The organism is Microbacterium aquilitoris (assembly GCF_031932285.1).
GTDB classification, from domain to species: Bacteria; Actinomycetota; Actinomycetes; order Actinomycetales; family Microbacteriaceae; genus Microbacterium; species Microbacterium aquilitoris.
On the sequence record NZ_JAUZVT010000001.1, the window covers coordinates 104832 to 115934 of the forward strand.

9 protein-coding genes are annotated in these 11103 nt (G+C 72.8%); 7 read left to right on the forward strand and 2 right to left on the reverse strand.

Translation table 11 applies throughout. The features are described 5' to 3' along the window. Positions 1–11 precede the first annotated feature (11 nt). From Q9S78_RS00500 to Q9S78_RS00525, 6 genes are read left to right on the forward strand one after another with little or no spacing between them, the layout of a single operon-like run. Positions 12–1358: a Gfo/Idh/MocA family protein gene (locus Q9S78_RS00500; RefSeq protein WP_311868118.1), complete on the forward strand. Its 1347-nt coding sequence runs from the start codon at positions 12–14 to the stop codon at positions 1356–1358. Next, a complete protein-coding gene (locus Q9S78_RS00505) occupies positions 1355–2293 on the forward strand; it encodes an NAD-dependent epimerase/dehydratase family protein (RefSeq protein WP_311868120.1) in 939 nt (312 codons plus the stop codon). Before Q9S78_RS00500 ends, Q9S78_RS00505 begins: the two co-directional genes overlap by 4 nt. Then, positions 2290–3189 (forward strand): 5-dehydro-4-deoxyglucarate dehydratase, encoded by a 900-nt coding sequence (locus Q9S78_RS00510; protein ID WP_020098526.1) that lies wholly within the window; start codon positions 2290–2292, stop codon positions 3187–3189. Before Q9S78_RS00505 ends, Q9S78_RS00510 begins: the two co-directional genes overlap by 4 nt. Next, complete coding sequence (locus Q9S78_RS00515) at positions 3186–4274, forward strand: mandelate racemase/muconate lactonizing enzyme family protein (protein WP_311868123.1); 1089 nt, start codon at positions 3186–3188, stop codon at positions 4272–4274. The genes Q9S78_RS00510 and Q9S78_RS00515 overlap by 4 nt, the downstream gene beginning before the upstream one ends. Beyond that, entirely contained in the window at positions 4274–5722 is a 1449-nt protein-coding gene (locus Q9S78_RS00520) for an aldehyde dehydrogenase (NADP(+)) (RefSeq protein WP_311868125.1), read from the forward strand. Before Q9S78_RS00515 ends, Q9S78_RS00520 begins: the two co-directional genes overlap by 1 nt. Then, positions 5719–6678 (forward strand): serine hydrolase domain-containing protein, encoded by a 960-nt coding sequence (locus Q9S78_RS00525; RefSeq protein WP_311868127.1) that lies wholly within the window; start codon positions 5719–5721, stop codon positions 6676–6678. Before Q9S78_RS00520 ends, Q9S78_RS00525 begins: the two co-directional genes overlap by 4 nt. Before the next feature lie 283 nt (positions 6679–6961). Here the strand turns inward: Q9S78_RS00525 and Q9S78_RS00530 are convergent, their stop codons facing one another. Further along, positions 6962–9094, reverse strand: coding sequence for a beta-galactosidase (locus Q9S78_RS00530; protein WP_311868129.1), 2133 nt, complete (start codon positions 9092–9094; stop codon positions 6962–6964). 256 nt (positions 9095–9350) lie between these two features. Here Q9S78_RS00530 and Q9S78_RS00535 point away from each other — a divergent pair, with 256 nt between their 5' ends. Next, positions 9351–10133 (forward strand): alpha/beta fold hydrolase, encoded by a 783-nt coding sequence (locus Q9S78_RS00535; RefSeq protein WP_311868131.1) that lies wholly within the window; start codon positions 9351–9353, stop codon positions 10131–10133. 48 nt (positions 10134–10181) lie between these two features. On the opposite strand, the gene Q9S78_RS00540 is transcribed toward Q9S78_RS00535, so the two are convergent. Next, entirely contained in the window at positions 10182–11045 is an 864-nt protein-coding gene (locus Q9S78_RS00540) for an AraC family transcriptional regulator (protein WP_311868133.1), read from the reverse strand. Positions 11046–11103 lie beyond the last annotated feature (58 nt).

Sequence of the window (11103 nt, forward strand, 5' to 3'; positions counted from 1 at the left end):
GAAGGAGAGCCATGACCACCCGGTACGCCCTCGTCGGCGCAGGCCACCGCGCACAGATGTACGTGGACGCCATCGCCGACGACTACCGCGACCGCGCCGACCTCGTCGCGATCTGCGAGCCGAACCCGACCCGCGCGCAGTTCTACGTCGACCGCCTCGTCGACCACGGCCTCGCCGCTCCGTCCACCTGGCAGCCCGACCAGCTCGAGGAGATGATCCGCGCAGAGCGCATCGAGCGGGTCATCGTGACGGCGCGCGACGACCTGCACGCCGAGCTGATCGTCCGATCGATGGATGCTGGGGCCGACGTCGTCGTCGAGAAGCCCCTCACCATCGACGCGGCCAGCGCCGCCACGATCGAGGCGGCCGCCCAGCGCACGGGGCGATCGGTCGTCCTGACCTTCAACTACCGGTACGCGCCGCGCAACACCGCCCTGCGCCAGGTCATCGCCGAGGGCCGGATCGGTCGCGTCACCTCCATCGACTTCTCCTGGATGCTCGACACGCAGCACGGCGCGGACTACTTCCGCCGCTGGCACCGCGAGAAGGAGCACTCCGGCGGGCTCCTCGTCCACAAGTCCAGCCACCACTTCGACCTCGTCAACTGGTGGATCGGGCAGCGCCCGCGCCGCGTCTTCGCCTCGGGAGCCCTCCGCTTCTACGGCGCCGACAACGCCGCCGCCCGTGGCCTCGGTGACCGCCCCGACCGCGGCACGCACGACGGCAACCGCGACCCGTTCGAGCTCGACCTGCGCGGCGACGAGCGCCTGCGCGCGCTGTACCTCGACGCCGAGCAGCACGACGGTTACGTCCGCGACCGCGACGTCTTCGGACCCGGCATCACGATCGAGGACAACCTCGCCCTCGTCGTCGACTACTCGGACGGCGCGACCCTGTCGTACTCGCTGAACGCGCACGCCCCCTGGGAGGGCTACCGCGTCGCGATCAACGGCACCGAGGGCCGCGCGGAGCTCGAGGTCGTCGAGCGGGGCGCCGTCCTCGTCGGCGACGGACTGCACCCGGTCGTCGACCCCAGCGCGGTGCAGGATGCCGCGCACTCGAGCCTCCGCCCCATGGGCGAGCGCCTGCTCGTGCAGCGCCACTGGGAGGAGGCCGTCGAGGTTCCGATCGTCTCGGGCGAATCCGCTCACGGCGGCGGCGACGCCCTGCTCCTGGCCGATGTCTTCGCAGGGCCGGTGAACGACCCGCTCGGCCGTCCTGCCGACTGGACCGACGGCGTCCGATCGATCGCGGTCGGCATCGCCGGCAACCGCTCGCTCGAGACGGGCCTGCCCGTGCAGGTCGCCGACCTCGGCGTCGCGATCCTCCGCGACTCGACCCCTAGGGCCACCCGATGAGTCGCGTCGTCGTCACCGGCGGCTCCGGCCGGCTGGGACGCAACCTGGTCGCCGGTCTCGCCGCGTTCGGGCACGAGGTCGTCTCGCTCGACCGCGCCCCGTCCGACGACCTCCGCATCGACGGCGTCGAGCAGATCTCGATCGACCTGCTCGACGCGGCGGCCACGGCCGAGACGCTCGTGCGGGCGAAGGCCGACTCCATCGTCCACCTCGCCGCGATCGCCGTGCCGTTCAGCGCCCCCGAAGACGTCATCATGCGGACGAACACCGGCCTCGCCGTCTCGGTCCTCGGCGGAGCGGTGGATGCCGGCATCGGACGCATCGTCGCGGCATCCAGCCCCACCGTGCTCGGTTACGGCAACCCGTCGGGCTGGCTGCCCGAGTCCCTGCCGCTCGACGAGACGTCGGCGCCGCGGCCGTGGAACGCGTACGCGCTGTCGAAGCTCATGATCGAGCAGACCGTGTCGATGCTGCACCGGCGCACCGGCGACGACGTCCGCTACGCGACGTTCCGCCCCTGCTACGTCATCGCGCCCGAGGAATGGGCGGGGGCCCCGACCCAGCAGGGCCACACGGTCGCCGAGCGGATCGCCGATCCCGCACTGTCGGCTCCGGCCCTCTTCAACTACGTCGACGCCCGCGACGTTGCATCGTTCACCGATCTGCTGCTGGGGGCGCTCCCCGACATCCCGAACGCCGAGGTGTTCTTCGTCGGCGCCGACGATGCGCTGGCCGACGCCCCCCTGGCCGAGCTCCTGCCGCGCTTCGTCCCCGGGACCGACGACCTCGCCCGCGCCCTCACCGGCACCTCGCCCGCGTTCTCGAACGCGAAGGCGGCGCGCGTGCTCGGCTGGCGGCCGCGGCACTCGTGGCGGACCGAACTCACCGCCTCCTCCCTGAACGCCGTCTCCGATCGAAAGGACGTGCCGGTATGAACTTCCGCGGCATCCTCTTCTTCCCCGTCACCCCGTTCGACTCGGCGGACCGCGTCGAGACCGACCTCCTGACCCAGCACGTCACCGCAGGAGTGGATGCCGGTGCCGGCGGCGTCTTCCCCGCGTGCGGCACGGGCGAGTTCCACGCCCTGTCCGCCAGCGAGTCGGCGCTCGTGGTCCGCACCGCGGTCGACGCGGTCGCCGGTCGCGTCCCCGTCATCGCCGGAGCCGGCGGCCCTCTGGGCCACGCGATCGAGGTCGCGCGCTCCGCGGCCGATGCCGGTGCCGACGGCCTGCTCGTCCTGCCGCCGTACCTCGTGGGGGCCCCGCAGCGCGGGCTCATCGCCTACGTCGAGGCGATCGCCGCGGCATCCGATCTGCCTGTCATCGTCTACCACCGCGGGTCGGCGGCGTTCACGGCCGAGTCGATCCGCACGCTCGCCGCGAACCCGAAGGTCATCGGCTTCAAGGACGGCATCGGCGACATCGGCGCCACGCAGCTGATCGTCCGGGCGGTCGCGGATGCCGGTCGTGAGGACTTCGCGTTCTTCAACGGTCTGCTGACCGCCGAGCTGACCCAGGGCGCGTACCGCGGCATCGGCGTGCCGCTGTACTCCTCGGCGGCCTTCGCGATGATCCCGGAGGTGGCGAACGCGTACTACCGCGCGTACATCGACGGCGACGAGGCGCGTCGGATGGCGATCCTCGACGGGTTCTACGCGCCGCTCGTCGCGCTCCGCGACGAGACCCCTGGCTTCGGCGTCTCGCTCATCAAGGCGGGCCTGCGCCTCGAGGGACTCCCCGTCGGTTCGGTCCGCGCTCCGCTGGTCGACCCGACCGCGGCCCAGGAGGCCCGTCTGGCCGAGATCCTCGCCGCGGGCCGCGCACTGCTGTGACCACGATCGCCTCACTAGGCGCCCGGCTGATCCGGGTGCCGCTGACGCGCCCGTGGGCCGCAGACGTCACGTCGGTCGGCGTCATCGCGACCCACGTCGTGCGATCGGACGGCGCCGAGGGGTGGGGCTTCTCCTGGACCCCGCAGATCGGCGCCGAGGCGGTTCTCGCGCTGCTTCAGCACGACATCCCCGCCTTCGCCGTCGGCCGCTCGGCCGAGCCGGCGGAGGTCTGGCGCGAGCTGTGGCGCCACCTGCACGAGGCGGGTGGCGGCGGCCTCACGACGATCGCGATCGCGGGTCTCGACCTCGCGCTGTGGGATGCCGCGGCCCGCGCGGCCGGCATCTCGGTGTCGACCTCGATCGGTCGCCGTCGCGACTCGGTGCGCTCCTACGGCAGCGGCATCAACCTGCACTACGAGCTCGACGACCTGCTCGCCCAGGCGCGGCGCTGGGTCGATGCCGGCTTCGGCGCCGTCAAGATGAAGGTCGGCAGCCCCGACCTCGCCCGCGACGTCGCGCGCGTCGCCGCGGTGCGTGACGTCATCGGACCCGACCGCGCACTCATGGTCGACGCGAACCAGCGGTGGGACCTCGACCGGGCGACGACCGCCGTCGAGGCACTCGCGGCATCCGATATCGCCTGGATCGAAGAGCCGCTGCGCGCCGACGACCTCGCCGGGCACATCGAGCTCGCGAGGCGCCTGCGGGGCGGATCGGGAGTACCGATCGCCCTCGGCGAGAACGTGCACACCCGCTACCGCTTCGACGACTTCGTGCGCTCGGGCGCGGCGCAGGTCGTGCAGCCGAACATCGTCCGCGTCGGCGGGATCACCCCGTTCCTCAAGATCGCGGGCGACGCGCACACTGCGGGCATAGACCTGCACCCCCACCTGTTGCCCGAACTGTCGGGCCAGCTCGCGCTGGTTCTGCCCCAGGAGGTCCTCGTCGAGGACATCGAAGACGCCGCGTTCGGCGCCCTCGGTGCGCTCGAGACCCCCTCCCCCGTCGCCATCGTCGACGGGACCCTGACCGAGGTGCCCCACGAGGGTCTCGGACTGCGCTTCACCCACCCGGAAGGACTGTGATGACCACGTCACCCGAAGAGCTCACCCGCCTCACCGACGCCGCGGCGGCCGCCGCGCCGATCTGGCGCACGTCGTCCGCCGACGATCGCGCCCGCTGGCTGAGCGCCGTCGCCGACGCGCTCGACGCGAACGCCGACGAGCTGGTCGCGATCGCCGACCGTGAGACGCGCCTCGGCGCCGTGCGCCTGCGCGGCGAGGTCGGTCGCACGACCGGTCAGCTGCGTCTGTTCGCCTCGGTCGTCCGCGAGGGTTCCTACCTCGAGCTGACGGTCGACGACGCGGATGCCTCGGCAACCCCGCCCCGCCCCGAGCTGCGTCGCCTGCTGGTCGGCGTCGGCCCGGTCGCCGTGTTCTCGGCATCCAACTTCCCGTTCGCCTTCTCGGTCTGCGGCGGCGACACCGCCTCGGCGTGGGCGGCGGGCAACCCCGTCATCGTGAAGGCGCACTCCGGCCACCCCGAGCTGTCGGAGCGCACCGCCGCGATCGCGATCGAGGCGCTTCGCGCCGCGGGGGCGCCCGACGGATCGCTCGCCCTCATCGAGGGCCGCGAGGCCGGGAACGCGCTCGTGCAGCACCCCGCCATCCAGGCGGCCGGGTTCACCGGCTCGCTCTCGGGCGGCCGCGCGCTGTTCGACCTCGCGAACGGACGGCCCGACCCGATCCCGTTCTACGGCGAGCTCGGCAGCGTGAACCCCGTCGTCGTCACGACCGGCGCGGCCGCCGCGCGCGGTGAGGCGCTTGCGACGGGCCTCGTCGGCTCGTTCACCCTCGGCGCCGGCCAGTTCTGCACGAAGCCGGGCGTCGTCTTCATCCCGCGGGATGCCGGCATCGAGCAGCTCGTCGCCGACGCCGTCGCGGGCGCGGCGGGTGGGCCGCTGCTGACCGAGCGCATCACGACCGCATTCCCCGACGGCATCCGCGACCTCGAGGCCGACCCGTCGGTCGAGGTGCTCGCCCAGGGCGCCGAGACGCCCGACGGCGCCCGCCCCGTGGTGTTGACGACGGATGCCGCGGCGGTCGCCGAGCGCCCCGAGACGCTGATCGCCGAGGTGTTCGGACCGGTCACGCTGCTCGTCCGCTACAGCGACCACGCCGAGCTGCTGCGGGCCCTGCGTGCCGTGCCGGGAAGCCTCACCGCGACCCTCCACAGCGAAGCGGGCGAGGACGTCGCCGAGGTGCTCGAGCTGCTGCAGCTGCGCGCCGGACGCGTACTGTTCGCAGGCTGGCCGACCGGCGTCGCCGTGACGTGGTCGCAGCAGCACGGCGGACCGTGGCCCGCGACGACGTCGCTCCACACCTCGGTCGGCGCGACCGCGATCCGCCGGTTCCTGCGACCGGTCGCGTTCCAGGACGCGCCCGACGCGCTGCTGCCCGAGGCGCTCCGCGATGCATCGCTCGCTCGGCTGCCGCACCGCCGCAACGGCGTGCTGCAGGTGCCGTCCGCATGAGCGCGGCGTTCGACCGCGTCCGCGGGCACGTCGATGCGGGCCGGCTGCCGTCGGCCGTGCTCGGTGTGGCCACGGCCGAGGGGACGGTCGCGCTCGAGGGCTTCGGGGCCGCGGCATCCGATCGGTACCCGCTCTTCTCGATCACGAAGCCCCTGCTGGGGATCGCCGCGGCGCGGGCGATCGAGCGCGGGCTGCTGACGACCGAGACGCCGCTTCGGGATGCTGTGCCAGAGTTCGGCGCGGGGCGCGACGACGTGGTGCTGCTGCGTCACCTCGCCTCGCACACCGCCGGCATCGCCGAGCCGCCGCTCGACCCCGTGACGCCGCTGCGTGAGGAGCTCGTCACCCGCGGTCGGGACTTCGCCGCGGGCAGCGCCTCGCGCTACTCGTCGCTCGCGTTCGAGGGGATCGCGGCGCTCGTCGAGCACGCGACCGGGCACGACTGGGCGGATGCCGTCGCCCAGTGGGCCGGCGAGATCGGCGCCGACGGGCTCAGCCTCGACCACGCCGGCTCGGTCGAGGTGGTCGACGCTGCGGCGTCGGGCGTCGACATGGCCCGGTTCGCCGCGCTGCGGCATCCGGGTGCCGGGCTCGTCGGCCGTGCCGAGGACCTGCTGCGACTGGGCTCGGAGCTGCTGCGCATCGAGGGCGGGGCGACCGGCGGCGTCCTGCAGCCGGCGACGCTCGCGATGATGCGGCGACCGCTGACAGGCGACATCCCTCGGCTCGAGCCGTACATCGCCGAGCGCGGGCAGGACTGGGGGTTCACGTGGAACCTGCGCTCGCGCGCGCCCGGCCTCATCGACCAGGACGTCTACGGGCACGGCGGCTGGGCGGGCACCGAGTTCTGGGTGCACCCGAGTGCGGGGATCGCGTGGGTGCTGCTCACCAACGCCGTCTCACGCCCCGGCGTCGACCTCGACGCGCTCGACAACGCGGTGGTGTCCGCGCGATGAGGGCGAGTCGGCTTGAAGGGGACCGGTGGATGTCTCCTCCATGCGGGAACCCCGACAGCACCCGCAGTGCAGTGAGTTCCCCGGACCCGGCCCGGCTCGAACGGGCGGCCACCCTCTCCGAACTGCGGGCTGGGCGCGCCCCTACCGGGTAGACGCGCCTTGGGCGGGCTCGCCCGAAAACTAGCACGGGACACGTGGCCGAGTGCCCCCTGGCCGCCTGTGCGCGAGACGACCCCTGCATCCCCCTCGCACAGAGTGGGTTCGACCCGGAGGCGTGGACGCCTCAGACCCGCGCGTGCGTGCGGCCTTCGAGCTCCGCGCGCGTGATCCCCGCCCCGACGGGCACCTGGCCGGGGAAGCGCACACGTGCGGACGGCTTCCCGGGCAGGATCTCGATCCGCAGCTCGGTCGCGTCGCCGCGAAGGTGTGCCGGGATGCGCCAGGGGCGACCGGTCCACAGAGCGTCGGAGACGAGCCGGTCGGCGGCCCACGCGCGGGCGACATCGCCGATCCACTCCAGGCGCAACGTGCGCTCGTCGGCCGGGTCGACCGCGATCGTCACGATCGCGGCGGCATCCCACTCCGCCGGAATCGACGCGCGACCGCCCTGTTCGGCGCCGGCCGGGGGCGCCCCGGCGGACCGTTCGAGCGTCACCGCGACGCTCGCCCCACGTCCGCGCCCAACGTCGACCCTCGCCCAGCCGTCTTCGCCCAGCACCTCGAGGCGCGGCGAGACCGCGACATCCCCCGCGAAGGAGACCGCCCCACCGTCGGCCACGACCGCGCCCGGCGCCCAGACGACCCGCCCGCCGGCGACCGCGATCGCATCGCCATCCGCTTCGTCGAGGACGAGCACCCGCGCGACCACCCCACCGTCGCGCGTCAGCTCCCACATGCGCCCACGGTCCGCGGCGATCTCCGTGACGTCCGCGTCGGCTGAGAGCTGAGGCGGGATGCCGTCGGTCGCCGCCGCGACCAGCAGCGGCGCTCCGCGCCACATCACCTCGGTCACCGGTTGCGCGGTGAGCCAGTGCACGGTCGCGTCGCCGAGCGGCATCCCGAACGGCCAGGCGAACACCGCGCCGGTCGGGATGTCGACCTCGGGGAACACCGTCTCACCCACCTCGAACCGCACACCCTCTTGGGCGGGCAGGTCGACCCCGGGATGCCGGTTCACGACGAACACGAAACCGCTCGATCCGTTGGAGCGCACCGACCACCGCAGCCCCGAGACGTCAGGCGAGTCGACGGCGTCCTCGGCGAAGAAGGCCGGCATCGCGGCGAGCGCCGAGCCCCAGCGCGCGAGCATGAGGTGCTGTCGGCGGAGCGCGGCCCAGCTCGGCCGCGTCGCTCCGTCGACCTGCACGGGAGCACCGAAGTCATAGGCGATCTCGGGGAAGTCGTTCGGTCCGGCCGCAGCGTGCGACTCCTGCAGGCCACGGCACGGATTCCGGCCGTCGGCGTACATGTAGTACCCCTGCCAGACGCTGCCCGAGGCGAGCTTGGCCATCGCGAGGGCCGCGACGTCGGCGGCCGGCACGTCGAGACGGCGGTGGTACGCCGAGGTCATACCCGACCCGAGCTCGCAGGTCGTGAACGGATGCGGCGACCGCACCGCTTCGGCGACGGGCTCGCCGGCGCGGTGGTCGGCGCCGATCGAATCGTCGTCGCGGCGCGGTGACGGGTAGAAGTTCGCGTGGCTGCGCAGATCGGGCTCGACGTCGGCGTCGACCCAGAACGACTCGGGGTATCCGCCGTAGACCGGCAGGAATCCGTCCGGCAGCTGGGCTCCGCCCCACCCGGTCGCCGTCCAGACGGGCGCGCGCAGGCCGAGCCCCTCCGCCATCTCGCGCAGCCGGGTGAGGTGATCGGCACCGTCGTAGAGCTCGTTGTCGACCTGGATCGAGAACAGCGGGATGCCGCGAACCTGCTCGGCGAGCAGGGCGTACCACCGCTCGACTTCGCCGAGGTAGGCCGGGTCGTTGGTGCGCAGCGGCAGCCCCGAGTCGACGAGCCAGTCCGGCAGACCGCCGTGCCGCGCCTCGGCGTGGGCGTACGGGCCGATCCGCAGGATGAGCCCGAGACCGGCGTCGCGCGCTGTCTCAAGGAAGGCGCGCACGTCGAGTCCGCCGGTGAAGTCCGGCCGTCCGCGCTCCGGCTCGTGGTGATTCCAGAGGACGTAGGTCGACACGTGGGTGAGGCCGCCGGCGCGGGCGGCGGTGAGCACCGGCATCCACTCCCCGCGAGGGATGCGGGAGTAGTGGATCTCGCCGGTGATCGGGAAGATCGGGATGCCGCCCTGCCGGACGGACTGGACCGTCACCTCGACGCCGGAGTCATCACCCGCCGATGGGCGGATGCCCGCGAGCTCGGTCGTGGCGGGCGGGTGGACGGTGAGGGCGTGGACGCGCGTCATCGAGACTCCAACGGGGGCGGGGACGGGTCCGAGCCTAGGAGCGCGAGCCGACGTGGCGCGGCGAGGCCGTCGGATCGTCCAGGCATGCCGTCGGCGGCGGTCGCCCTCGCTGCCACCGTGGACAGGACTCTCCGAAGCGGGCCGAACTCGCGACCATGGAAACGCGGATGCGGATCGAACGCACGCACACGCAGGGGCGATGGCTGCTTCTGGCGATCCGGCCCTCCCTAGACCCGCGCGGGATAGCGTTGCATGGGTGACGCTGAACCACATTCGACGCGGGAACGGCAGCCCTCTGCTACTCGTACACGGCCTGGGTGCAGGGTGGCGGTCTTGGGCCCCGATCCTCGACCAACTGGCGGAACATCGTGAGGTCATCGCCGTCGACTTACCCGGGTTCGGTGAGACTCCGGCCTTGGCCGGTGAGGTCTCGATCACCACGTTGACCGACTCTGTCGCGGACTTCATCCGCGAGCAGGGGCTGGACGGGGTTTCGACCGCAGGCCAGTCGATGGGCGGCCGAATCGTGCTCGAGCTCGCGCGGCGAGGGGTCGGCGGTGACGCTGTGGCGTTGGACCCGGGCGGCTTCTGGAGTCACCGCGAGCTCGCCGTCTTCGGCGCCACGTTGCGGCCCTCGATCGCTCTGGTCAGAGCGCTGCGAGGCATGCTGCCGGCCCTGCTGGGCAACCCCGTCGGACGGACCCTGCTGCTGGCGCAGTTGTCGGCGCGGCCGTGGGCCCTCTCGCCCGAGACCGTGCTGCCGGACGTGCGCGGACTGGCCGATTCGCCGTCGACCGGTGCCGCCATGAACGCCCTCACAAAGGGACCCAAGCAACAGGGCGCCCCGGCCGGGACGGTACCTGGCCGGGTCACGATCGGGTGGGGGCGGCGTGATCTGGTTACGGTGCCTCGTCAGGCCTCTCGAGCCACAGAACTGTTCCCGGACGCCGTACTGCACTGGTTCGAGCGCTGCGGCCACTTCCCTCAATGGGACGCGGCGGATGAAGCAACCCGACTCATTCTCGACGGCACCCACTAGCGTCCGCGGCGCGCTCAGACGACGACTGCGCCCGCGAAGGTGGACCGATCAGCCCTTCCCCTGCCCCCGATACGCCGTCGGCGACACCCCGTGGGCGACGCGGAACCTCCGCGAGAAGTAGAACGCATCGTCCATGCCGACGCGACGCGCGACCTCGGCGACGGGCAGGTCGGTCGTATCGAGCAGGTGCCGGGCATGCGCCATCTTCAGTGCGAGGTGGTGCGCGATGACCCCGCCGCCGGTCGCATCGCGGAACAGGGCAGCGAGGTGCGAGGGCGACACCCCGACCATCGCCGCGAGCTCTCCCACGTGCACCGCGCCGTCGATGCGCTGCTCGAGGTAGCGCAGCGCCCGCTCGACGGGCGTCCCGTGCTCCGGCAGCAGACGGTCGACGGCGAGCTGTGTGAACAACCGCCACGCCATCCCGGATGCCGCGACCATCCGCGCAGGCGTCGTGTCTCGCGCCAGCGACGTCGAGATCTCGTCGAGCAGGGCGGTCGCCCGGTCGACGGCGCGCAGCGGCAGCACCAGCCGGTCGATCGATACCCCGGCCGCCTCGACCAGCTCCGGCACGTCCGAGCCGCGCACGTGGCACCACCAGATCGTCCAGGGATCCGCGGCATCCGCTCCGTAGGAATGGGGCACATCGCCAGGGATGACGATCGCCGTCGCCGACCCGACGCGCGTCCGTTGACCGCCCGCCTCGACCCATCCGGCCCCCGACACGCAGACGATGACGATCGTCTCGGGCGCACCCGCAGGGCGATGCCGGCCGTGGCCCGCCGCGCGTGGGAAGTACCCGGCATCCGTCACCACCATCCGCCGGGTCACCGGCTTGGCGAGGGCTGCCTCGACGACGGGACGCGGCACGACGCTCAGCCGCTGCCGCTCGAACCCGTCCGCGCGCTGCATCCCTTCATCCTGCCGCACCGCATCGTCGAATCGTCCATGCCGACCGCACGCGAACCCA

Excerpts from the sequence above, each read along its gene's own strand:
- Q9S78_RS00500 (WP_311868118.1), top strand. The coding sequence starts at position 12 with ATGACCACCCGGTACGCCCTCGTCGGCGCAGGCCACCGCGCACAGATG.
- Q9S78_RS00505 (WP_311868120.1), top strand. The coding sequence starts at position 1,355 with ATGAGTCGCGTCGTCGTCACCGGCGGCTCCGGCCGGCTGGGACGCAAC.
- Q9S78_RS00510 (WP_020098526.1), top strand. The coding sequence starts at position 2,290 with ATGAACTTCCGCGGCATCCTCTTCTTCCCCGTCACCCCGTTCGACTCG.
- Q9S78_RS00520 (WP_311868125.1), top strand. The coding sequence starts at position 4,274 with ATGACCACGTCACCCGAAGAGCTCACCCGCCTCACCGACGCCGCGGCG.
- Q9S78_RS00525 (WP_311868127.1), top strand. The coding sequence starts at position 5,719 with ATGAGCGCGGCGTTCGACCGCGTCCGCGGGCACGTCGATGCGGGCCGG.
- Q9S78_RS00530 (WP_311868129.1), bottom strand. The coding sequence starts at position 9,094 with ATGACGCGCGTCCACGCCCTCACCGTCCACCCGCCCGCCACGACCGAG.
- Q9S78_RS00540 (WP_311868133.1), bottom strand. The coding sequence starts at position 11,045 with ATGCAGCGCGCGGACGGGTTCGAGCGGCAGCGGCTGAGCGTCGTGCCG.